Source organism: Sulfitobacter sp. HI0040, assembly GCF_001634885.1.
Taxonomy (GTDB): domain Bacteria; phylum Pseudomonadota; class Alphaproteobacteria; order Rhodobacterales; family Rhodobacteraceae; genus Sulfitobacter.
The window spans coordinates 1-20,554 of record NZ_LWEX01000444.1; the positions used below are offsets into that span (position 1 = coordinate 1).

The following is a 20,554-nucleotide window of genomic DNA, read 5'->3' on the forward strand; positions in this document are numbered from 1 at the left end:
GCATCACGCGCCACGGGGTCACCTCGCTGGTCGATCTGGGCCTGCCGGTGACGATGGCGGATGTAGACGTTGCGCTGCGCGCGACCTTCGAACAGGTCTTCGGCGATGCCGTGCGCCCTGCCCCGCAGCGGGATACACCCCCTGCCCGGCCCCTTCCGCAAGCTCCCTGAAGGGGCTTTCGCGCCTGCGGAAAACTTCTTCCCTGCGGCAAACGCGCCCATTGCTCCCCGTGCGGGTTCGGCCTAAAACACCCCCCGAGACAGCAGCGCACGCCCGTGCGGGCGCTTGCGTGCAACCATAACCCAGGAGGGACCGCATGGCAGACGCAGCCATCCACGGCCATGACCACCACGATGAGCGCGGCTTCTTCACGCGCTGGTTCATGTCCACCAACCACAAAGACATCGGTATTCTCTACCTGATCGTCGCCGCTGCCGCCGGCTTCGTCTCGGTGGCCTTCACGATGTACATGCGCCACGAGCTCGCCTATCCCGGCGTGCAGTACATGTGCATGGAAGGCGCGCGTCTCTTCGCGTCGGAGGCGACCTGCACGCCCAATGGCCACCTTTGGAACGTGCTGATCACCGGTCACGGCATCCTGATGATGTTCTTCGTGGTGATTCCGGCGCTCTTCGGTGGATTCGGCAACTATTTCATGCCGTTGCAGATCGGTGCGCCCGATATGGCCTTCCCGCGGATGAACAACCTGAGCTTCTGGCTCTACGTGGGCGGTACGACGCTTGCGGTCATCTCGGTCCTCGCGCCGGGGGGTAACGGTCAGGCCGGTTCCGGTGTGGGCTGGGTGCTCTATCCGCCGCTGTCGGTGAAAGAGGGCGGGATGTCGATGGACTTCGCGATCTTCGCGGTCCACGTCTCCGGTGCCTCGTCGATCCTGGGTGCGATCAACATGATCACCACCTTCCTGAACATGCGCGCCCCCGGCATGACGCTGTTCAAGGTGCCGCTGTTCTCCTGGTCGATCTTCGTTACATCGTGGCTGATTCTGCTGTCCCTGCCGGTTCTGGCGGGTGCGATCACCATGCTGCTGATGGACCGTAACTTCGGTTTCGCCTTCTTCGATCCCGCAGGGGGCGGAGACCCGGTGCTGTACCAGCACATCCTGTGGTTCTTCGGCCACCCGGAAGTCTACATCATCATCCTGCCGGGCTTCGGCATCATCAGCCACGTCATCGCGACCTTCTCGCGCAAGCCGATCTTCGGTTACCTGCCGATGGTCTGGGCGATCATCGCGATCGGCGCACTGGGCTTCGTCGTCTGGGCGCACCACATGTATACCGTGGGCATGACCCTGAACCAGCAGGCCTACTTCATGCTGGCCACCATGGTCATCGCGGTGCCCACAGGCGTGAAGGTTTTCAGCTGGATCGCGACAATGTGGGGCGGCTCGATCGAGTTCAAGACGCCGATGCTCTGGGCCTTCGGCTTCCTGTTCCTCTTCACCGTGGGCGGCGTTACCGGCATCGTGCTGAGCCAGGCCGCCGTGGACCGCTACTATCACGACACCTACTACGTGGTTGCGCACTTCCACTACGTGATGAGCCTTGGCGCCGTCTTCGCCATCTTCGCAGGTATCTACTTCTACCTGCCCAAGATGTCGGGCCGCATGTATCCCGAATGGGCCGGCAAGCTGCACTTCTGGGCAATGTTCATCGGGGCCAACCTGACGTTCTTCCCGCAGCACTTCCTTGGCCGTCAGGGCATGCCGCGCCGCTATATCGACTACCCGGACGCCTTCGCGACATGGAACCTGGTGTCGAGCTGGGGCGCGCTGATCTCGGGCCTGTCGTTCCTCTTCTTCTTCGGTGTGATCGCCTACACGCTGCTCAAGGGCGCGAAGGTGACGGAGAACAACCCGTGGAACGAATATGCGGATACGCTGGAATGGACCCTGCCCAGCCCGCCGCCGGAGCATACTTTCGAAATTCTTCCCAAGCAGGAAGAATGGGACAAGATGCCGAACCACTAAGGCGGCAATGCGTCAAAACGATCAAAGGGGCTCCGACGGCGGTCGGGGCCCCTTTGCCTTGTCCTGCCCCCGTGGCGGAACTGTTCAAAAGGCGATATTGCGGCTACATTCGGTCTCATAGTTCAAGAGGGTTATCAAATTGGCGAATTCAGTTATCGAAGAAGACCTGACCATCGAGGGCGACATCCGTTCCGAAGACGGCCAGATCGAAGTGAAGGGGCAGATCACCGGCGATGTTACCGCGCTCTCGGTCTCCGTCACCCAGAACGGCGCCATCAAGGGGGCACTCACGGCGAAATCGATCTCCATCGACGGGCGGCACAACGGCTCGCTGACCTGCGAGGATCTCACGCTGGCCTCGTCCTGTACGGTTCAGGCCGACATCTCGGCCAAGACGCTGAGCACGCAAAGCGGCGCGCGGGTGGCCGGTTCCATCCAGATCAGCGGGCGCTGAAGGCCCCCTGCCCCGGTCACGAAGTTTGTGGATTGTCCACAGACTTTACCGGTCATTACATTCCATCACGTCGTTCATTGTTCCAACCTAGAATGAACCTGAGGGATAAGTTAGGGCGGTTTAAATTCGGTTGATGGCCATGTGGTCAGCCGAAGGTATGCAAGCTTCGTAACTTGCCGCCGCGGCAACTCAGGGGGCTGTCCGCCTCGATGCAACTTTCGGCACGGATTAGGAAACAAGGTACTTTCACGGCAAGCAGTCTTTTGCGGCGCATCGAACGAACGATGAAATCGCAAAAAGCAACTTGGCGAGTTAGACTTCAGCCAACGAAATAGTCTAAGGTCGCGACCTAGTAATCAGTAAGTCATATTGGCGGCTGCCATTGCCGCTAACAGTGGCTTGTGAAGGCTTGCTATATCTTTTCCAAGCTGCGCAAGCTGAGCATCTGTTCGTCGAATTTTAATCCCCGCATCCTTGCCTCGATGCACCACAACAATTTCGGCGCCAGGCTCGTCAGGATCCGGAAATCGATGGCCGTGAATTGCGCTGTTTCGCCGCTCTATGATATGAGAAGCTTGGAGTTCCCGGCGAACTTTCTTTAGTTCATCAACGACTGGGCCCGGTTTGCCGAGCTCTTGACAAAGCTCGACCGCTAATTTGGCCCTCATTTCAATATCTAGCCTCCCAGTGACTTTGAGCCCTACCTTTTCGGTTAAATTTAGGGCTGACCAGATTGCATGAGCAAGCAGGAGTTCGAGGTGCGCAAACTGCGCGCAAATATTTCCGATCTGAACGTTCCGATTTGTCATATGTTTCTGCTTGGTGTGTTCCATGATGGTGCCTATAAACTAACTTTATTTACTGATGTTTACCCAACAAATACCAAAACACGGGGGCCCGGTATCCGCAAACCAACGACATTATTAAAATCTGCATCCACGCCCTCCAAACTCGGATCAGACCCCGCTACTTTATGCGGTAAAGTCTGGCTAGGTTCCCATATAAAATTCGGCGACCGACACCCCGACGGTATATTCACTCCTCGCGGGCAACCAATACAATGAGGACGCCGCAAAAATTTTTGCGGCCGGCGGTCAAATTCCCTCTTGCGGCGCCGGGCTGCTATGGGTATCTCACCGGCACCAACGGATGCGGGCGTAGCTCAGGGGTAGAGCATAACCTTGCCAAGGTTAGGGTCGGGCGTTCGAATCGCCTCGCCCGCTCCAATTGGTTTCCTGCGTACCCGGCAGGATCGCAAAGGACCGCTTCGGCGGTCCTTTTGCGTTTCGGGGGTCAGCCGTTGCCCAGCTTCCGCCCACTTCGTTAACACAATTCCTCAACTAAAAGATGAATGTTCGCCACAATTTCGTCCAGTTCTGCTGTAACATTAACGTCAGAAATTCAGTTGCCGTCGGGTTGGGGCGCGGCAATGACCCACAGAGGACGAGAATATGCGCATTCTTGCTGTCGATGACGACCATTTCATCCGTGAACTGCTGCCACTGGTCTTCGCCGAAGCCGGTATTCCTTCTATCGACATCGCCGCGTCCGGTAGCGAAGCGCTGGAGATGATCCGCGAGGCACCGAAACTCTACGAATTCCTTCTGCTCGACATCATGATGCCAGAAATGGACGGAATCGAGCTGTGCCAGAGGGTGCGGAGAATTCCGGGATACCGCGACACGCCGATCCTGATGCTGACCGCCAAGACGGACATCGCATCGATCGAACAGGCCTTTGCCGCCGGGGCGAACGACTACGTGACAAAACCCTTCGACGTGAAGGAGATCGCCAACCGCGTCCATGTGGCCCAGCGCCTTTTCCAGAGCGCGCAGGCTACGCCGCTGCTCGATCCGCACGGGGTGACGGAGGCAGCCCCGCAGGTGCCCGACTTCGCGCTGGAAGACAGCGTGCGGCTGGCCCATACCGAACACATGGTGCTGCCCTTCTCGCTGGGCAACTACCTGTCACAGCTGGAGCGGAACCACCTTGGCGCACGGGTGGTCTTTGCCGCGCGGATCGATCACGTGGGGCCGTTCTTCGCCAGTTGCACCAGCCATGAATTCGCCATCGCGCTGACCGAAGTCGCCGATGCGCTGGCCGAGGTGATCGCCTGCCCCGAGCTGCTCATGGCCTATGACGGCAACGGCACGTTCCTCTGCATCACCTCGCAGGACTCCATGCCCTCCTGGCCGGAGATCGAGAAAAGCCTCACCAAAGTGTTGCAGCAGAGCGGTGCGGTCTATGACGACGGTCGGCCCATGAAGATCACCGTTTCCGTGGGCGGGCCCATGCCGCCCAACGCCAGCCGGACCAAGCGGGTCCGCAAAACCTTCGATCGCGCGCTCGACCGGATCGACCGCCGCCAAAAGCTGAAGCTGCAGGAAGAGGCCGCGGAACGCGCGACCCAGCGGATGCTCAAGGGGCTGACGGTCTAGCGTTCAGTTGATGGGAAACTGGCGCAGGCAGCGGGCCGCGTTGCGCTGATAATCCTGCAACGTCTCTTCCACGCTGCGCCGGTCTCTCACCTGGCGCAGCGCCTGCTTTTTCTGATGCCAGGTGCCGCTCACATGACGATCTAGAATCAGATAGGTGATCTCGATCATCAGGTCCTTCTCAATATCGCTCATCAGTTCGGCCCCGTTGAGCGCCACCGCCGTCAGCGCCAGCGTGTTGGAGCACCGCAGCGCCGCCGCTTCGCGCCCGCTGTAGACCTTGGGCTGGGCCGCGGCGGGGCCTGCCCCGACAGACACGGCCAGCAGGGCCGCAGTGGCCAGCACGGTGGCCCACCTGCGCATCAGAAGACCTTGAAGGTCATCGTGGTCAGCGACCGTTCGATCCCCTCTATGTCCAGCAGCCTGTCGTTGATGAAAACGCCCACGTCCTCCCCCTTCGGGATGTAGAGCTTCATCAGCAGGTCATATTCGCCGGAGGTCGAATAGAGTTCGGAATGGATTTCGCGCAGGGCAATCTCCTCGGCGACACGGTAGGTGGTGCCGGGCTTGCATCTGATCTGGATGAACACGCAGGTGGACATGCGGGTACCTTTCGACTGCATCGCCACAGGCTGACACATGGGGGGGTGCGCTGCAATGGCGATATGGGTCCGGGCCGAACGGCCTTGGCCTGCGGGACGCGCCTGCTATAAGGGCGCCGAGCCGGGAACCGAAGGACACGCCATGCGCCGCACAACCCTGACCCGCAAGACCGCGGAAACCGACATCACCGTGGAAATCGACCTCGACGGTACGGGCAGCTACGACAATGAAACCGGTGTGGGGTTCTTTGATCACATGCTGGACCAACTGGCCCGCCATTCGCTGATCGACATGAAGATCCGGGCGACGGGCGACCTGCATATCGACGATCACCACACGGTTGAGGACGTGGGCATTACGCTTGGCCAGGCGCTCACGCAGGCGCTTGGCGACAAACGCGGCATCCGCCGCTATGGCGCCTGCCTGCTGCCGATGGATGACGCGCTGGTGCGCACGGCGCTGGACCTGTCTGCGCGGCCCTTCCTGATCTGGAACGTGGCCATGCCGACCCCCGCGATCAAATCCTTCGATACGGAACTTGTGCGCGAATTCTTTCAGGCCCTGTCGACCCACGGCGGCATCACGTTGCACATCGACATGCTGCATGGGCTCAACAGCCATCATATCGCCGAGGCGACGTTCAAATCCGTCGCCCGCGCCCTGCGCGAAGCGGTGGAGATCGACCCGCGGAAATCAGGCGAAGTGCCCTCCACCAAAGGCGCGCTCTGATCAATGCTGACCGCCATCGTCGATTACGAATCCGGCAACCTGCATTCGGCCCACAAGGCGTTCGAGCGCATGGCGCGAGAGACAGGCGCGGGCGAGGTCGTGGTCACCTCTGACGCCGATGTGGTGGCGCGGGCGGACCGGATCGTTTTGCCGGGCGACGGGGCCTTCCCCGCCTGCATGGCGGCCCTTTCCGGTGCGGGCGGCCTGCACGCCGCGATGGAGGAAGCCGTCATCGGGCGCGGCCGCCCGTTTCTGGGCATCTGCGTGGGCATGCAGCTCATGGCGCGGCTGGGGCATGAATACACCCCGACCGAGGGCCTGGGATGGATCGACGGCGAAGTCGTGCCCATCGTCCCTTCGGACACGGCGCTGAAGGTGCCCCACATGGGGTGGAACGATCTGGTGCTGGATGCGGCCCATCCCGTGTTCGACGGGCTGGCGGAAGGCGATCACGCCTATTTCGTGCACAGCTATCACATGAAGGTCGCGGCGCGGGATCACCTGCTGGCCCATGTGGACTATGGCGGGGCGGTCACGGCGGTGATCGGGCGCGACACGATGATCGGCATGCAATTCCATCCGGAAAAGAGCCAGACGACGGGCCTGCGCCTCATCTCCAATTTCCTGTCATGGTCCCCCTGACGAACGCCTTTTGGCGCGGTGGCCGTTCCCAAGGCTAGCGGATTCGCTGCCAGGTCATTTCCCGGCATTGCTGGGCATCACAGGGACGCAGCAGGATCCGGTTGCCGTCCACCGACAGGCGGGTGTCGAACACCCTGTTGACCTTGGGGTCCCAGAATTTGCCGCGATAGCTGCCATCCTCCTGCTGGGCCATGTCCCAGACCATGCGCCGCCCTACCGCGCCGGAACGCTTGTCGATGCCGCGCCGGTCGGTCACACGCTCCACCCAGACACAGAGCTCTTCGCCGCAGGGCTTGGCGCGCACCTGCATGACACGCCCGTTGGTATCGGGGGCCGTGCGCCACAGCCCCAGCGCCACCTCGGCCCATGCGGGCAAAGCCCCCGCGCAGCCGAGGAACAAAAGTAGAAATATGGTACGTCCAAATGCCATCCCGCATCACTCCCCAAAGCGATACTTGGCGCCCTGAAAATGCAAAGGGCGCAGAGGAATGATACTCCTCCGCGCCCTTTTTCTCAATGCCGGGGTGGCTTTGCCGTCAGACAGGACGCCTCGATCCTGCTGCCGTAGCCTCTTCGCTTACTGCACGCGCGCCCATGTCTGCTTGGAACAGAGCAGCCCGCCCGCGATGCACCCCGAAAGCTTCAGCCGGTCACCGTTCACGGTCATCTTGCCGATGTAGACCTTGTTGTTGGACGGCCGCCAGACCCGCCCGGCATAGTTGCCTTTGCCATCCGGCACCATGGAGCGCACCAGCTGCTTGCCGATATTTTCGGATTTGTACTCGCCGGAGCTGTTGAACGTCCGGTCGATCGTGCCGCAGACCGCGTTGCCGCAGGGCACCATCTTGATATGGGCATAGGACCCGTCGTCCACCTGAGTCTGCCAAATGCCGAGTGCCGGGTCTGCCTGTGCCGCCCCGGCCAGTCCGAGGGCCAGAACCGTCGTCGCGATAAGTCTCTTCATTGATCTCTCCTCCCGATCTGGGCGGCATCACACTCCATCCTCCCCGCGCGAGGCAAGGTTGACCTAAGGTCCGTTTGCATATCGTGACGCAACGTGCAAAACCGCCGACAAACCGTGCAGAAGGGCGTGCCCAGATGATCCTCTACCCCGCTATCGACCTCAAGGACGGCAAGGCCGTGCGCCTCATCCATGGCGAGATGGACAGCGCAACGGTCTTCAACGACGATCCCGCCGCACAGGCGCGCAGTTTCGTCGAGGCGGGCTGCGAATGGCTGCATCTGGTGGATCTCAACGGTGCCTTTGCTGGCCGCCCCGTGAACGCCGCCCCGGTGGAAGCGATCCTGAAGGCCTGCGACGTGCCCGCCCAACTGGGGGGCGGCATCCGCGACATGGCGACCATCGAGGCATGGATCGAAAAGGGACTCGCCCGGGTGATCCTCGGTACCGTGGCGATCGAGAATCCCGCGCTCGTGCGCGAGGCCGCGCGCGCCTTTCCGGGCAAGGTCGCGGTGGGCATCGACGCCCGCGCGGGCAAGGTGGCGACAAAGGGCTGGGCCGAGCGGACGGACGTGGACGCCACCGAACTGGCCAAATCCTTCGCCGACGACGGTGTCGCGGCCATCATCTATACCGACATCGACCGGGACGGCGCGATGGGCGGGCCGAACGTGGATGCGACGGCGGCGCTGGCGCGGGCGGTTTCCATCCCCGTCATCGCCTCTGGCGGGGTCTCATCGCTCGATGACCTCTCCGCGCTGAAACAGACCGGCGTCATCGCAGGGGCGATCAGCGGGCGCGCGCTCTATGACGGGGCCATCGATCTGGCGCAGGCGCTGAAGCTTCTGTCCGCCTGAGCGCGCGGCATGATCTTGCCCCCCCGCCCCTCCGCCGCTATTGCAGCCCCATGCTGAAGACGCGCATCATCCCCTGTCTCGACGTGGCCGATGGCCGCGTGGTCAAGGGCGTGAACTTCGTCGGGCTGCGCGACGCGGGCGATCCCGTCGATGCCGCAATCGCCTATGACGCCGCCGGCGCGGACGAACTTTGCTTTCTCGACATCCACGCCACCCATGAAAACCGCGGCACGATGTTCGATCTCGTGCGCCGCACAGCAGAACATTGCTATATCCCGCTCACGGTGGGCGGCGGCGTCCGTTCGGCGGCGGATGTGCGGGCGCTGTTGCTGGCGGGGGCTGACAAGGTCAGCTTCAACTCGGCCGCCGTGGCCGACCCCGACGTCATCGCGCGCGCCGCCGACCAGTTCGGCAGCCAGTGCATCGTCTGCGCCATCGACGCCAAGACCGTCGCCCCCGACAGGTGGGAAATCTTCACCCACGGCGGGCGCAAACCCACGGGCATCGACGCGGTCGAATTCGCACGCACCGTCACCGCGAAGGGGGCCGGTGAAATCCTGCTGACCTCCATGGACCGCGACGGTACGCGGGCGGGTTTCAACCTGCCCATGACCCGCGCCATCGCGGATGCGGTCGATGTTCCGGTCATCGCTTCGGGCGGGGTCGGCACGCTCGATCATCTGGTCGAAGGGGTGCTGGAAGGTGGCGCTTCCGCCGTGCTCGCGGCCTCCATCTTCCACTTCGGCACCTATACGATCCACGAGGCCAAGCAGCATATGGCTGCCGCCGGCATCCCCATGAGGCTGACATGAGCACCGACAGGCTGGCGGAGCTTGCCGCGATCATCGACGCCCGCAAGACCGCCGATCCCGACAGCAGCTGGACAGCGCAGCTTTTGTCCAAGGGCCCGGAAAAATGCGCCGAGAAATTCGGCGAAGAAGCGGTGGAAGCCATCATCGAAGCCGTGCGCGGCGACCGCGACGCGCTGACGCGCGAGGCGGCGGATGTGCTCTATCATCTGCTGGTCATGCTGGCGGCGCGGGATGTGCCGCTGGGGAACGTGCTGGATGAGCTGGAGCGTCGGCAATCGCGCTCCGGCATCGCGGAGAAAGCGGGTCGCTGAGCAACCGCGCGGCTTCTGCGGCGCTCACAGCTTGCTTGAAATGATCCCCGTGGCGAAACCGCCCATGCGCAACTCGCCGAAAAGGCGCTGGTATTCGATCTTGGGGCAGCGATCCTGGATCACGTCGATCCCCCGCGCCTCCGCCTTGGCGGCGGCCTCGGCATGGGTCACGCCGATCTGCATCCAGATGGTGCGCAGATCCGGGCAATCGGCCAGCGCCTCTTCCACCACCTCCGGCACCGCCTCCGACCGGCGGAAAATATCGACCATGTCGACGCCCTCCCCCGCCTCGGCGAGCGTGGCGACGACCGTCTTTCCGAACAGCGTTTCACCCGCATAGACCGGATTGACCGGCACCACGTCATAGCCCTTCAGCGCGAGGTATCGCCCCACGTAGAAGCTGGGCCGCACCGGATTGGTGGAAACGCCCACCACCGCGATGCGCCGCGTCCTTTTCAGTACGTCCCTGAGGTGTTCGTCCGAATAGCCCATGCCAAATTCTTAGCCCGCAGCGGCCCCGAACGGAAGCGCGCAAAAAAAGGCGCCCCAAGTCGTGACCGGGGCGCATAGGTACGGAACGAGGGACAGTAGGGTGTCGCGCGGGGTTCCAGATCGCGCGTCCTGTAATTGAGGTAGGTATTGATGAGGCGGATCAAAGGCCTTGGGCGCCGGGATGTTCGAATTCGGACGGAAATGCGCCGGTTTCCGCCGATTTTCCGTCCTTTCGGCGGGGATCAGTCAAAAATGTCCTCGACAATATCGAAAGCTTCCTCAGCGAAATGGCGCAGCCATGATTTGCGTGGTTTGCGCTTCGCGACCTTCCGGGCCTGTTTTTTCGGCGCGGAGTCGTAAGGGGCGCGGATCCGCACGGGCTTTTCCTTGCGCTGCACGGGCGCGGGCTGGTGAGAGATGGCGGGCCGCGCCGGGGCGCTTTCGCGCGGCATCTGCTTGAGCTGCCGCAGCGGGGCGCCGCAGCTTGTGCAGGTCAACTCATGCCGGGCCTGATCCAGCGTCAGGACGGTACGGCTGGCACAATAACAGCAGGTCGCGATCTTCGTGGGATAGGCCACGCGGTCTCCTTAACGGTGTTCTTTCGTGGCATATAAGGCGATTGCCGCCGCATTGGAGACGTTGAGCGACCCGAATGTGCCCGCCGCGTCGATCCGTACCAGCATATCGACGGTGTCGCGGGTCTTTTCCCGCAGGCCGGGGCCTTCGGCACCCAGAACCAGCGCGATGGGCCGGTCCATGCGCCCTTCCACCGCGCTTTCTACGGTTTGCTCCGCCTCCCCGTCGAGGCCGAGGACAAGGTAGCCCATGTTCTGCAGGCTGCGGATGGCATCCGCTAGGTTGCGCACCCGCAGATAGGGCTGCCGTTCGAGCGCGCCGCTCGCCGTCTTGGCCAACGCGCCGGTTTCGGGCGCCGCGTGATGGCGCGTGCCGATGACCGCCGAAGCGCCCAGCACCTCTGCCGAGCGCAGGATCGCGCCGACGTTATGCGGGTCTGAGACCCTGTCCAGCAGCAGCACCCGGGGTGCCGCATCGCCGATGCAGACATCTTCCAACCGGCCCCAGTTGAGCGGTTTGACCTCCAGCACCGCCCCCTGATGCACCGATCCCGGATCGATGGGCGGGCGGAACTTGCGCGGGTCCACGACTTCCGCCGTGATTCCGGCCGCGTCAATCGCATCCTGCAGCTTGACCTGGGCATTCGGTGTCACCATCAGGCGCAGCTTTTCCCGCGCCGGATTGGCCAGCGCATCGCGCACCGCGTGCAGCCCGAAGAGCCAGAGCGTCGCGTTCGCCTCGGCCTTCTTTTCCTGCTCTTTCTGGACGACCCACTTGGGCTTTTTCATCTCTCGCACCTGCATGTTCCGAGTGGACGATGCGGCTTCGTTTTCGCCTTGACGCACCTTTGGCCCGCTAGTAATCACGCCCCCACGTCCGGCGCAATGCGTCGCGGCGCAGTGGGCGACAGGCCGCAAGGTGTGGCAGGGGACTGTAACTCCCTCGCGGAGACGCACGCCTGGTTCGATTCCAGGGTCGCCCACCACTTTCCCTAAGACCGATGACTCCGACTGAACAACCCGCAAGTGGACCATGATATTCGGCCCCCAGCCCATTTCTGTCTGTCGCGGTACGGTTTTCACTTTTTTCCAACACACTCTAATTGAATGGAGGCGCTACAAAGATGTCGGAAAAATAAAGCCTCGCCCCCCAGAGATAATCGCTCAGACGCGATTTCTCCTTGACCCTTGAAATTAGCACCGCTAGATATGGTGCAAATTGCAGGGATAAGCACAAAATACCTTGACCCCCACCGATATGTAGCGCAGCTTTATGTTGCGCGGCAGATTCGGAGTGGCTCATGGCATTATCAAATCCTTCCACATTTTTGATCACCGACCCTCTAGCGCAGGACAACGTTGTCCCGACTAAGCCTCTAGGTGTGGAGATGGTCGACCTCGACGACATTCCGTATAGGGCTGAACCTCAAGTCGACTGTGCGTTTTGTATAGTCCATCGGTCACACAGGGATGGATATTTTGCGATCCTCAGCAACGGTCAACGAGCACCCTGCGGAAATTGTTGTGCCGCGAAGTTCGACGCCGTGAAAAAGCAGACAATCGACAAGAACCGCAACCGATTGATACGTGAGCGCGAATGTAGGAATAGAGCACGAGTCCTCTCAGAGGGGGTGCCTATCTTGAAAGAGATGCTCCAGCTCGCCGCCAACACTGAAGACCTTGCAGAACCAGCCAGAGTGATTTTGGGAGAAGTCCTGAATGACGATGCCCGCAAAGACCTTCAGAGCCGAGGCGTTCAAGGCTTAAGTTTCTTAGACGGCTGCCGAGCCAAGCCTGCTTTTGCAAGGTCGGCACTCGACTCCTTACTGAAACTATCGAGCGTATCGAAGGCGGATTATCAAAGGTATTCGGAGAAGAGGCGCCAAGCCGAAGAGCAACTTCGCATAGCCGCGCATTACCACATGGACTGCACTAGCTTCTTCGCTCCAGCTAACTTGGCAGCATTGGAACGCTGGGCCTTGGAGCGTGGGAACTTGTTTGGCGTAAAACAGTTCGAGGCCAAAGAAAATATACTACGCGCCAAGGGTCCTTCCGTATGGCGAAACCTAGAGATCCCCGCCATTTCACCGTCAACGATGTTGCAGAAATTCTGCGCAAACCCGCCCCACATGAATGACGTCTGAAGACAAAGTTTGCCGGATGGGCAGGCCCTCCAAAGTCGTCCACCCTTTTTCTCCATTCACCCCCCCCCACGTGCCCCCAAATGCACGCTTTTGCCATTGAACCATTGCGCCTATAGTTGCGAAAAAACGAAAAGAGCAGCGCGGGCAAAATGGTATCCTCTTCTCCCTCGGGCCAAAATTTCAACGTCGTGGTCGTGGGACAGGACGGGCGCCTTGCCTATGAGGCGCTGCTCTTCGCAGCTTCCCTGCGCCATTCCAGCCCGTCGTTTTCCGGCAGGCTCTTCATCGCGGAACCCCAACCCGGGCCGCTCTGGCCGAAGGACCCGCGCATCTCCGAGCCTGATGTGCGCGCAGCACTGGCCGACCTCGGGGCGGAGTTCGTGCCCTTCGTCTCCCGCCATTTCGGCGCGGCCTATCCCTATGGCAACAAGATCGAAATGTTGCAGGCCCTGCCCGAGGGCGAGCCTTTCGTCTTTTTCGATACCGATACGCTGGTGACGGGCGATCTGGCCTCCGTACCCTTTGACTTCGACCGCCCCGGCGCGTCGCTCCGCCGCGAAGATACATGGCCGAAGCCACAGGTTTACGGGCCGGGATACGCGGGGCTCTGGAAATCGCTCTATGACAAGTTCGGGCTGGATTTCGCCTCCAGCCTCGATCTGGGCCAGCCGGATGAGTACTGGCAGCGGTATCTCTATTTCAACGCCGGTTACTTCTTCTATCGGTGCCCCCATGTCTTCGGGCAGAGGTTTACCGACTACGCGCTGGCTATCCGCGACGACCCCCCGGTGGAGCTTTGCGCGCAATCCTTCGATCCCTGGCTCGATCAGGTCGCCTTGCCGCTGGTGATCCATTCGCTGGGCGGCGGGAGGGACAGCCTGCCGCCCGGCCTGCTGGATGGCGATGTTACCTGCCACTATCGCCTGCTGCCGCTGCTCTATGCCCGCGAAAGCGACCGGGTGATCGACGTGCTGGAAACCATCACCGCGCCCAACAAGCTGAAAAAGGTGCTCAAGGGGTCCAATGCGATCAAGCGGATGGTCTATCAGGGGCGCGGTGCGAAGGTGCGCGATCTTTTCGATCAGAACGCCCTGCCCCGCAAGGAACAGGCGATCCGCAACCGCATCAAGTCCAACGGCTTCTGGATGCGCTGACGCCCCCGCTTCGGGAACGCCCTAGCCTGTGCTATCCTGTCCCCCTTCAACAAATCGGGAGGGGACGATGGCGAAAGCATATCTTATCGCGCACATTCGGGTGCAGGACGCCAAGACGTTCGAGGGGTTCAAATCCGCCTCGGGCGCAGCGCTTCAGAAGCATGGCGGCAGGCCGCTTGTCCGCAACCCCGACCCCGAGATGCGCGAAGGCGATCTGGGCCGGATGACGGTGGTGGTGGAGTTCGACAGCATGGATGCCGCCCGCGCCTTTTACGAGTCGCCCGAATACACCGAGGCGCGGAAGCTGCGCGAAACCTGTTCCGAGACCGACCTTATCCTGGTCGAGGGCCTATAGCATCCTTGTCTGGGGCTGGCCGATCGCCTAACCATTCGGCCAGCTTCAAGGAGGAGACCCCCATGACCGACGGCCCCACTTACGGTTTCGACACGCTTCAGATTCACGCGGGCGCCCGCCCCGACCCGGCCACCGGCGCGCGGCAGACACCGATCTACCAGACGACCGCCTATGTCTTTCGCGATGCCGATCACGCCGCGGCGCTCTTCAATCTTCAGGAAGTCGGCTTCATCTACAGCCGCCTGACGAACCCCACGGTCGCCGTGCTGCAGGAACGTATCGCCACGCTTGAAGGGGGTGTGGGCGCGGTATGCTGCTCCTCGGGTCACGCGGCACAGATCATGGCGCTGTTCCCCCTGATGGGACCGGGCAAGAACATCGTCGCCTCCACCCGTCTTTATGGCGGCACGGTCACCCAGTTCAGCCATACCATCAAGCGGTTCGGCTGGTCCTGCACCTTCGTTGATTTCGACGATCCGGATGCGGTGCGCGCGGCGATCGACGATGACACCCGCGCCGTCTTCGGCGAGGCCATCGCCAATCCGGGTGGCTACATCATGGACGTGCGCGCCATCGCCGACATTGCCGACGAAGCGGGCATTCCGCTCATTATCGACAATACCTCTGCCACGCCGTTCCTGTGCCGCCCCATCGAACACGGCGCCACGCTGGTGGTGCATTCGACGACCAAGTACCTCACCGGCAACGGCACGGTAACCGGCGGCTGCGTGGTTGATTCAGGGAAATTCGACTGGTCGGCCAGCGACAAGTTCCCCTCGCTCAGCGAACCGGAGCCTGCCTATCACGGGCTGAAGTTCCACGAAACCTTCGGCAACCTTGCCTTCACCTTCCACGGTATCGCCATCGGGCTGCGCGATCTGGGCATGACGATGAACCCCCAGGCCGCGCATTACACGCTGATGGGGACCGAAACGCTGTCGCTGCGCATGGAGCGGCATGTGGAGAACGCGACCAAGGTGGCCGAGTGGCTGGAGAAGGACGACCGCGTTGATTACGTCACCTACGCCGGGCTGAAATCCTCACCCTATTATAAGCGCGTGGAAAAGGTCTGCCCGCGCGGGGCGGGTGGTCTCTTCACCTTCGCGGTGAAGGGCGGCTACGAGGCTTGTATCAAGCTGGTGAACGCGCTGGAGATCTTCAGCCATGTGGCGAACCTTGGGGATACGCGGTCGCTCATCATTCATTCGGCGTCCACCACCCACCGGCAGCTTTCCGAAGACCAGCAGATCGCGGCGGGGGCCGGGCCGAACATCGTGCGCGTTTCCATCGGAACGGAGAACGCGGATGATCTTATCGCCGATCTCGATCAGGCGCTGACCAAAGCGGTTTCCTGACCCCCAAAACAAAGAACCGGCGTGCGAGTGCACGCCGGTTCAGATGTCGTGGCAGGGTCTGCCGGTGCTATCACTCGGTTCCGGCAATCTTTTTCGCGCCCTTCACCGCCATTCTGCCGGCGCCGATCGTGCCCTTCACGGCTGTCTTGGCAACGAAGCCCGTCGCGCCAACCGTGTTGTCCACAACGCTTTCCGTGGAACAGGCGGCCACACCCGACAGCATGCCGGTGATACCCAGAACGGCGATCGTCTTACGCAGTTTCATCATGGTCTTTCTCCTCTTTCGCCGCTTCCTTGCGGCATGAGGGGACTTAAAGCGTGGCTATGAATTAGGAAAACGAAAAATATTTGGCGTTAAAGGCAGTTTCGCTTATACATCTGCGCCTATGGACATTACCCTTATCAAAACCTTCATGGAGGTCGCCGCCACCGGCTCCTTCGTCTCGGCCTCCGACAGGCTGTTCGTCACGCAATCCGCCGTCAGCCTGCGGATACAGCGGCTCGAAGACAGCCTTGGCCATCTGCTTTTTACCCGGTCAAAGGCGGGCGCGATCCTCACCCCGGCGGGGCAGGAATTTGAACGCTACGCGCTCAGCCTGCTCAAGATCTGGGAAGAGGCGCGTGCCCAGATCGCCATCCCCGAAGGGTTCAGCCAGACGATCACGCTCGGCGCGCAATATTCGCTCTGGCCGCGCATGGGGTTCCGCTGGATTGACGAGTTGCAAAAGCGCCTGCCGGACCTTTCGGTGCGCGCAGAGGTGGGGATGCCCGACAGGCTTACCCGATTTTTGATCGAAGGGGTCATTCAGGCGGGGCTCACCTATACGCCACAGCTGCGCCCGGGGCTGGAGGTCGACAAGATCATGGAGGACGAATTGATCCTCGTGGCGTCCTGGTCCGATCCCGCGCCGGAGGTCGACGGCCGTTACATCTTTATCGACTGGGGCCCCGAATTTACCCATGCCCATGCGATCGGCATGCCGCATCTGGCCAATACCGGGCTGACGCTCGCCCTCGGGTCGTTGGGGGCCGACTACATCGTGAACCGGCGCGCTGCTGCCTATCTGCCTGCGCGTTCGGTGCAACGATACCTTGATGCCGGGCGGCTGCACCTCGTGCCCGATGCGCCGCGATTCTCCTATCCCGTCCATGTGGTCTGGCGCGACGATCTCGATCCGGACATCGCCCGAGTGGCCAAGCAGAGCCTTCTGCACGTCGCCCAAGGCGCCGAGGACGAGCAGGAGGCGCTGCTCGACCGGCTGGCCGAACTCAGCGAAGTCCATTCCGTCGGCAGATTGGGCGAGGACGGAAAAGGTTCCATGAGTAATGCTTGATACAAACATGATTATTTTGAATTTAACTTAGGTTTGAGACGTTCCTATATGCCCCTCCAGCAGAGATGCTCCCGATCCTTGCAAACGATCGGGTCACCTTTTTTGGGAAAGGAACGACCCCATGATGAACACCCTCAAGATCGCTGCGGTCTCCGCGCTCGCACTTGCCGTCGCGGCCCCTGCCTTCGCGCAGAGCCGTGTCACCGGCATCCAGACGCTGAACGACGACATCGACGATATCACCACCGACGTGAACCGTGACCTGCGCCGTGGTACCGACGCAGAGCGCTTTGGACCCAACGGCGTGGCCCAGGGCTTCCGCGGCTCCTTCGCGCTGTCGGCCTCCGGCACCGACGGCAACACCGACACCGGCGAAATTTCCGGCGCAGGCCGTCTGACCTATGGTATCGGCGACTACAACCACCTCTTCGGCTTTGCCCTTGAGTATGGTGAGTCCAACGGCCGCAAGAGCGAAGAAAAGTTCTTTGCCACCTACGAAGGCAGCCGCTATTTCACCCCCCAGTTCTACGCCTTCGGCCTTGCCCGCGTGCAGTATGACGGTTTCCTGACCTCCAACACCGGTGCTGTGATCAACGGCGAAGAAACCGACGCTTTCATCGGCTTCGGCCCCGGCTACCGCGTCTTCAACCAGCCGAACCACGCATGGCGTGTTCAGGCAGGCCCCGGCGTGCGCTACTACGAAGATGTCAACAACGTGGATGAGACCGAAGTCGGCTTCATCGCAGCGTCGCGCTACTTCTACGGGTTCAACGAAACAGTGTCCTTCACCATGGACACCGACATCCTGGGTTCCGACACCAACACCGTCGTGTCGAACGACGCAGGCGTGAACTTCCGCATGTCCGACAACCTGTCCACCCGCGTGAGCTACCGGACAGACTACAACACAGACCCGACACCGGGCCTGAAATCCACCGACAACACCATCGGCGTCTCGCTGGTGCTGGGCTTCTGATCGAAGCCGGTCAAAGATCGCGAAAGGTACCTCCCTCGGGCCGATCGCGATTTCCGGGAGGGCGGGGTAACCCGTCCTCCCTCTCCGTTTCTCGGGATGCGCCGCCGCCTCACTGCGTGGGCAGAATCTCGAAGACCATCGTCACGTCCGACCGGACGGTGACCTCTCCGCTTTCGATAGCGGCCCCCATATCGCTGCGCATCTGGGCCATTTCCATCTGCGCGGGCCGCGGCCCCCGGCTCGATTCCGTGATCCGCACCACGGGGCCGAGGTTCAGGTTCGCCGCATCGGCCAGCGTTTCGGCCCGTAGCATCGCATCGGCGACCGCGCGCTTGCGCGCCTCCGCCAGGGCGGCGGTATCGTCGCGCAGCTCAAACGCGATGCCCTGAAAGTCATTCGCCCCCACCGACAGGACGCCATCCAGCACCGCACCCACCTGCGTCAGGTCACGGACCTGCACGGTGACGGAGTTTCCCGCCTCATAGGCCACCACGGCGGGGCCGCTTTCCCGCAGCGGTTCCTGATCGCCGAAAACGGGCCGCAGGTAGAAGCGGCTGGTCTGCCGGTCCCGTGCCGCGATCCCCAGGCTATCCAGTTCCGCCACGATCCGCGCCACCGCGCCGGTCACGGCAGTCATCGCCTCTGACGCCTCGGGCGCGCGCTCCGTCACGCCCAATGTGATTGTCGCCGTATCCGGGGCCAGCGTGACGCTGCCCTCCCCCGTGACGATCACGCCGCGTTCGGCGTCCTGCGCCCAGACGGCGCCCGCCGCCAGCAGCCAGACCGCTGCGGCCCATTTCAGTGTTCGTTGCATTCCCGCGCCCTCCTTTTTGCGTGACCGGTATGCCCGCCAGACTGCGCCTTGCGCCGCCACTTGCAACCCCTTCCGCGACCCGTCCCCCCACCGGGCGGGACAGTGCGCGGGAACCGGCGCGATCCCGCCTGCCGCCCTTCCCATAGGCGCGCCGCTGTTCTATTCTGCGCCAAAGGCCGCGAAGGCCCCCTTCGCGATGTCCCGCAACCAGCAGGTCCTGTGACGATGAAGCCTGAATTTACCCTATCCCTGTCCTTCGAGGGCATCCGCGTTCTGCACCGCACCGAGGCCGGCTGGCAACTTGTCGGAGAGGTCGCGCTGGACGACGCGGACATGCCGGGCGCGCTTTCCGCGCTGCGCGCAGAGGCAGACCGGCTGGAATCGCCGGATGCGCTTTGCAAGATCCTCGTGCCCAACAGCCAGATCCGCTACATGACGATCGAGACCCCCGGCGCGGATACCAAGGCGCGCCGCGCGGCCGCCGCCAAGGCACTGGAAGGCGCCACGCCCTATGCGGTGTCCGATCTGATCTACGACATTTCCGCCGAGGGGGATGAAACCCACATCGCCGCCGTCGCACGCGAAACGCTGACGGAGGCCGAAGCCTTCGCCGTCGAACATGGCTTCCGCCCGGTAAGCTTCGTCGCCGCCCCGGAGGAGAACGACTTCGGCGGGGAACCCTTCTTCGGCGTGACCCGGGCCGCCGTTTCCCTGCTGTCGCCCGGCGAACAGGTGGAACCCGATACCACCCCTGTGACCCTATCCGCTTCGGACGGCGAGCCAGCGCAGCCCGACCCGCAGGAAACCCCCGCGCCGGAGCCTGATAGCGTGCCCGATCGCTTCCGCCCGGAAACCCCGGATGAAACCCAGCCGGACGAACCGGCCACGACTCCGCAGCCCGATGATCCCGCCCCGGCAGAGCCGCCTTCCGAAGCGCCCGATCGCGACCCCGAAGAGATCCCGGACCGTACGCCCGAACCCGACCAGCCGGACGGCCCCCGCGAACGCCCGCCGAGCGAGCCAGAACCCGCGCCGCAACCCAGCGACCCGGAGGGCCCCGACACCCCGACGGAGGTGCCCACGCCACAGGCACCGCCCGAAGCGCCGCAACCGCAGACACCCACAGAGGTGCCGCAGATGCCCAACACGGGCATGGCGCCCCCCAGCGCGGATGAACAGGCGCGCCTGCTCGCAGGGTTTCGCACCGTGACCACGGCGGTTGGCCGCGCGTCGCTGTCGCAGCAGAAAAACGCCGCGGCAGAGGATAGCAACGTCGCGCCAGCCACCCATGCACCGGTTTCAAAGCGGCTTGACGCGCCCATCGGCCCCGAAGCCGCCTTTGCCTCCTTGCGCGGCCCCGCCCGCCCTGTGGAGGACGAGGAGCCGGAGACCTCGGAAGACAGGGATGACGCCGAAACGTCTGCCTTTGTGCTGCCCTCGCTCGGCGGTGCTTCGCGCCGGGCAGACACCAGCGGGGGCGCCTCGCCCTCCCTCACCGCGTCGCGCGATGAAAAAAGCGCGCAACCCTTCGCCAGCCGGCGCGGCAAGGCAGGCGGGGATAGCC

The 20,554-nt window shown here is 62.5% G+C and carries 24 protein-coding genes, 2 tRNA genes and 1 pseudogene; 17 read left to right on the forward strand and 10 right to left on the reverse strand.

All coding sequences use genetic code 11. The features are described 5' to 3' along the window. Positions 1 to 316 precede the first annotated feature (316 nt). The gene (gene ctaD / locus A3728_RS18345) at positions 317 to 1,987 is read left to right on the forward strand and encodes a cytochrome c oxidase subunit I (RefSeq protein ID WP_067927128.1); all 1,671 of its coding nucleotides are present in this window, start codon (positions 317 to 319) and stop codon (positions 1,985 to 1,987) included. Between the two features lie 139 nt (positions 1,988 to 2,126). Next, positions 2,127 to 2,441 carry a bactofilin family protein gene (locus A3728_RS18350; RefSeq protein ID WP_067927131.1) on the forward strand — a complete coding sequence of 105 codons (315 nt, stop codon included), beginning with the start codon at positions 2,127 to 2,129 and terminating at the stop codon, positions 2,439 to 2,441. Positions 2,442 to 2,797: 356 nt separating this feature from the next. Here the strand turns inward: A3728_RS18350 and A3728_RS22895 are convergent, their stop codons facing one another. Further along, positions 2,798 to 3,274 (reverse strand): hypothetical protein, encoded by a 477-nt coding sequence (locus tag A3728_RS22895; protein ID WP_150120879.1) that lies wholly within the window; start codon positions 3,272 to 3,274, stop codon positions 2,798 to 2,800. A 318-nt stretch (positions 3,275 to 3,592) separates the two neighbouring features. Here A3728_RS22895 and A3728_RS18360 point away from each other — a divergent pair. Both A3728_RS18360 and A3728_RS18365 read left to right on the forward strand, forming a co-directional pair. Further along, positions 3,593 to 3,667 (forward strand) — tRNA-Gly (locus tag A3728_RS18360). Positions 3,668 to 3,892: 225 nt separating this feature from the next. Then, positions 3,893 to 4,879 carry a response regulator transcription factor gene (locus A3728_RS18365; RefSeq protein ID WP_067927151.1) on the forward strand — a complete coding sequence of 329 codons (987 nt, stop codon included), beginning with the start codon at positions 3,893 to 3,895 and terminating at the stop codon, positions 4,877 to 4,879. 3 nt (positions 4,880 to 4,882) lie between these two features. Here A3728_RS18365 and A3728_RS18370 read toward each other — a convergent pair whose 3' ends face one another. After that, positions 4,883 to 5,239: a hypothetical protein gene (locus tag A3728_RS18370; RefSeq protein WP_067927154.1), complete on the reverse strand. Its 357-nt coding sequence runs from the start codon at positions 5,237 to 5,239 to the stop codon at positions 4,883 to 4,885. Next, positions 5,239 to 5,478 carry an Lrp/AsnC ligand binding domain-containing protein gene (locus A3728_RS18375; RefSeq protein WP_067927157.1) on the reverse strand — a complete coding sequence of 80 codons (240 nt, stop codon included), beginning with the start codon at positions 5,476 to 5,478 and terminating at the stop codon, positions 5,239 to 5,241. Before A3728_RS18375 ends, A3728_RS18370 begins: the two co-directional genes overlap by 1 nt. A 142-nt stretch (positions 5,479 to 5,620) precedes the next feature. On the opposite strand from A3728_RS18375, the gene hisB reads away from it, so the two are divergent. Further along, the gene (gene hisB, locus A3728_RS18380) at positions 5,621 to 6,208 is read left to right on the forward strand and encodes an imidazoleglycerol-phosphate dehydratase HisB (RefSeq protein ID WP_067927160.1); all 588 of its coding nucleotides are present in this window, start codon (positions 5,621 to 5,623) and stop codon (positions 6,206 to 6,208) included. Positions 6,209 to 6,211: 3 nt separating this feature from the next. After that, on the forward strand, positions 6,212 to 6,850 hold the full coding sequence (hisH, locus tag A3728_RS18385; protein ID WP_067927163.1) for an imidazole glycerol phosphate synthase subunit HisH: 639 nt from the start codon (positions 6,212 to 6,214) through the stop codon (positions 6,848 to 6,850). A gap of 34 nt (positions 6,851 to 6,884) precedes the next feature. Here hisH and A3728_RS18390 read toward each other — a convergent pair whose 3' ends face one another. After that, a complete protein-coding gene (locus A3728_RS18390) occupies positions 6,885 to 7,280 on the reverse strand; it encodes a DUF2147 domain-containing protein (RefSeq protein WP_082850868.1) in 396 nt (131 codons plus the stop codon). 147 nt (positions 7,281 to 7,427) lie between these two features. Beyond that, positions 7,428 to 7,814: a DUF2147 domain-containing protein gene (locus A3728_RS18395; protein ID WP_067927165.1), complete on the reverse strand. Its 387-nt coding sequence runs from the start codon at positions 7,812 to 7,814 to the stop codon at positions 7,428 to 7,430. Between the two features lie 134 nt (positions 7,815 to 7,948). Between A3728_RS18395 and hisA the strand changes: the two genes are divergently transcribed. The 3 genes from hisA to A3728_RS18410 are packed head-to-tail and all read left to right on the forward strand — an operon-like array spanning position 7,949 to position 9,791. Further along, positions 7,949 to 8,668: a 1-(5-phosphoribosyl)-5-[(5-phosphoribosylamino)methylideneamino]imidazole-4-carboxamide isomerase gene (gene hisA, locus A3728_RS18400; protein WP_067927167.1), complete on the forward strand. Its 720-nt coding sequence runs from the start codon at positions 7,949 to 7,951 to the stop codon at positions 8,666 to 8,668. A gap of 50 nt (positions 8,669 to 8,718) precedes the next feature. Then, complete coding sequence (gene hisF / locus A3728_RS18405; RefSeq protein ID WP_067927171.1) at positions 8,719 to 9,480, forward strand: imidazole glycerol phosphate synthase subunit HisF; 762 nt, start codon at positions 8,719 to 8,721, stop codon at positions 9,478 to 9,480. After that, positions 9,477 to 9,791: a phosphoribosyl-ATP diphosphatase gene (locus tag A3728_RS18410; protein WP_067927175.1), complete on the forward strand. Its 315-nt coding sequence runs from the start codon at positions 9,477 to 9,479 to the stop codon at positions 9,789 to 9,791. The genes hisF and A3728_RS18410 overlap by 4 nt, the downstream gene beginning before the upstream one ends. A 24-nt stretch (positions 9,792 to 9,815) precedes the next feature. On the opposite strand, the gene A3728_RS18415 is transcribed toward A3728_RS18410, so the two are convergent. The 3 genes from A3728_RS18415 to rlmB form a co-directional block, all read right to left on the reverse strand. Then, positions 9,816 to 10,283, reverse strand: a complete 468-nt coding sequence (locus A3728_RS18415; protein ID WP_067927179.1) for a CoA-binding protein — start codon at positions 10,281 to 10,283, stop codon at positions 9,816 to 9,818. A 242-nt stretch (positions 10,284 to 10,525) separates the two neighbouring features. Further along, positions 10,526 to 10,861, reverse strand: coding sequence for a hypothetical protein (locus A3728_RS18420; RefSeq protein ID WP_067927183.1), 336 nt, complete (start codon positions 10,859 to 10,861; stop codon positions 10,526 to 10,528). A gap of 9 nt (positions 10,862 to 10,870) precedes the next feature. Further along, positions 10,871 to 11,647, reverse strand: a complete 777-nt coding sequence (rlmB, locus tag A3728_RS18425) for a 23S rRNA (guanosine(2251)-2'-O)-methyltransferase RlmB (protein WP_067927186.1) — start codon at positions 11,645 to 11,647, stop codon at positions 10,871 to 10,873. Positions 11,648 to 11,760: 113 nt separating this feature from the next. Between rlmB and A3728_RS22900 the strand changes: the two genes are divergently transcribed. From A3728_RS22900 to A3728_RS18445, 5 genes are all read left to right on the forward strand, one after another. After that, positions 11,761 to 11,844: transfer RNA gene (locus A3728_RS22900), tRNA-Tyr, on the forward strand. 654 nt (positions 11,845 to 12,498) lie between these two features. After that, a complete protein-coding gene (locus A3728_RS18430) occupies positions 12,499 to 13,002 on the forward strand; it encodes a hypothetical protein (RefSeq protein WP_150120880.1) in 504 nt (167 codons plus the stop codon). Between the two features lie 149 nt (positions 13,003 to 13,151). Then, positions 13,152 to 14,156 (forward strand): hypothetical protein, encoded by a 1,005-nt coding sequence (locus tag A3728_RS18435; RefSeq protein ID WP_067927195.1) that lies wholly within the window; start codon positions 13,152 to 13,154, stop codon positions 14,154 to 14,156. A gap of 67 nt (positions 14,157 to 14,223) precedes the next feature. Next, complete coding sequence (locus tag A3728_RS18440) at positions 14,224 to 14,511, forward strand: DUF1330 domain-containing protein (protein ID WP_067927198.1); 288 nt, start codon at positions 14,224 to 14,226, stop codon at positions 14,509 to 14,511. A gap of 62 nt (positions 14,512 to 14,573) precedes the next feature. Then, complete coding sequence (locus tag A3728_RS18445; RefSeq protein ID WP_067927202.1) at positions 14,574 to 15,866, forward strand: O-acetylhomoserine aminocarboxypropyltransferase/cysteine synthase family protein; 1,293 nt, start codon at positions 14,574 to 14,576, stop codon at positions 15,864 to 15,866. Positions 15,867 to 15,936: 70 nt separating this feature from the next. On the opposite strand, the gene A3728_RS18450 is transcribed toward A3728_RS18445, so the two are convergent. After that, on the reverse strand, positions 15,937 to 16,134 hold the full coding sequence (locus A3728_RS18450; protein WP_236628184.1) for a hypothetical protein: 198 nt from the start codon (positions 16,132 to 16,134) through the stop codon (positions 15,937 to 15,939). Between the two features lie 118 nt (positions 16,135 to 16,252). Between A3728_RS18450 and A3728_RS18455 the strand changes: the two genes are divergently transcribed. Continuing rightward, positions 16,253 to 17,200 (forward strand): LysR family transcriptional regulator, encoded by a 948-nt coding sequence (locus A3728_RS18455; RefSeq protein ID WP_067927207.1) that lies wholly within the window; start codon positions 16,253 to 16,255, stop codon positions 17,198 to 17,200. A 121-nt stretch (positions 17,201 to 17,321) separates the two neighbouring features. Next, entirely contained in the window at positions 17,322 to 18,176 is an 855-nt protein-coding gene (locus A3728_RS18460) for a DUF481 domain-containing protein (RefSeq protein ID WP_067927210.1), read from the forward strand. 109 nt (positions 18,177 to 18,285) lie between these two features. On the opposite strand, the gene A3728_RS18465 is transcribed toward A3728_RS18460, so the two are convergent. Then, on the reverse strand, positions 18,286 to 18,990 hold the full coding sequence (locus tag A3728_RS18465) for an SIMPL domain-containing protein (RefSeq protein ID WP_067927214.1): 705 nt from the start codon (positions 18,988 to 18,990) through the stop codon (positions 18,286 to 18,288). A 225-nt stretch (positions 18,991 to 19,215) separates the two neighbouring features. Here A3728_RS18465 and A3728_RS18470 point away from each other — a divergent pair. Next, a pseudogene (locus A3728_RS18470) lies at positions 19,216 to 20,554 on the forward strand (hypothetical protein); the annotation flags it as partial.

Excerpts from the sequence above, each read along its gene's own strand:
- ctaD (WP_067927128.1), top strand. The coding sequence starts at position 317 with ATGGCAGACGCAGCCATCCACGGCCATGACCACCACGATGAGCGCGGC.
- A3728_RS22895 (WP_150120879.1), bottom strand. The coding sequence starts at position 3,274 with ATGGAACACACCAAGCAGAAACATATGACAAATCGGAACGTTCAGATC.
- A3728_RS18365 (WP_067927151.1), top strand. The coding sequence starts at position 3,893 with ATGCGCATTCTTGCTGTCGATGACGACCATTTCATCCGTGAACTGCTG.
- A3728_RS18370 (WP_067927154.1), bottom strand. The coding sequence starts at position 5,239 with ATGCGCAGGTGGGCCACCGTGCTGGCCACTGCGGCCCTGCTGGCCGTG.
- A3728_RS18375 (WP_067927157.1), bottom strand. The coding sequence starts at position 5,478 with ATGTCCACCTGCGTGTTCATCCAGATCAGATGCAAGCCCGGCACCACC.
- hisB (WP_067927160.1), top strand. The coding sequence starts at position 5,621 with ATGCGCCGCACAACCCTGACCCGCAAGACCGCGGAAACCGACATCACC.
- hisH (WP_067927163.1), top strand. The coding sequence starts at position 6,212 with ATGCTGACCGCCATCGTCGATTACGAATCCGGCAACCTGCATTCGGCC.
- A3728_RS18390 (WP_082850868.1), bottom strand. The coding sequence starts at position 7,280 with ATGGCATTTGGACGTACCATATTTCTACTTTTGTTCCTCGGCTGCGCG.
- A3728_RS18395 (WP_067927165.1), bottom strand. The coding sequence starts at position 7,814 with ATGAAGAGACTTATCGCGACGACGGTTCTGGCCCTCGGACTGGCCGGG.
- hisA (WP_067927167.1), top strand. The coding sequence starts at position 7,949 with ATGATCCTCTACCCCGCTATCGACCTCAAGGACGGCAAGGCCGTGCGC.
- hisF (WP_067927171.1), top strand. The coding sequence starts at position 8,719 with ATGCTGAAGACGCGCATCATCCCCTGTCTCGACGTGGCCGATGGCCGC.
- A3728_RS18410 (WP_067927175.1), top strand. The coding sequence starts at position 9,477 with ATGAGCACCGACAGGCTGGCGGAGCTTGCCGCGATCATCGACGCCCGC.
- A3728_RS18415 (WP_067927179.1), bottom strand. The coding sequence starts at position 10,283 with ATGGGCTATTCGGACGAACACCTCAGGGACGTACTGAAAAGGACGCGG.
- rlmB (WP_067927186.1), bottom strand. The coding sequence starts at position 11,647 with ATGAAAAAGCCCAAGTGGGTCGTCCAGAAAGAGCAGGAAAAGAAGGCC.
- A3728_RS18435 (WP_067927195.1), top strand. The coding sequence starts at position 13,152 with ATGGTATCCTCTTCTCCCTCGGGCCAAAATTTCAACGTCGTGGTCGTG.
- A3728_RS18440 (WP_067927198.1), top strand. The coding sequence starts at position 14,224 with ATGGCGAAAGCATATCTTATCGCGCACATTCGGGTGCAGGACGCCAAG.
- A3728_RS18445 (WP_067927202.1), top strand. The coding sequence starts at position 14,574 with ATGACCGACGGCCCCACTTACGGTTTCGACACGCTTCAGATTCACGCG.
- A3728_RS18450 (WP_236628184.1), bottom strand. The coding sequence starts at position 16,134 with ATGATGAAACTGCGTAAGACGATCGCCGTTCTGGGTATCACCGGCATG.
- A3728_RS18455 (WP_067927207.1), top strand. The coding sequence starts at position 16,253 with ATGGACATTACCCTTATCAAAACCTTCATGGAGGTCGCCGCCACCGGC.
- A3728_RS18460 (WP_067927210.1), top strand. The coding sequence starts at position 17,322 with ATGATGAACACCCTCAAGATCGCTGCGGTCTCCGCGCTCGCACTTGCC.
- A3728_RS18465 (WP_067927214.1), bottom strand. The coding sequence starts at position 18,990 with ATGCAACGAACACTGAAATGGGCCGCAGCGGTCTGGCTGCTGGCGGCG.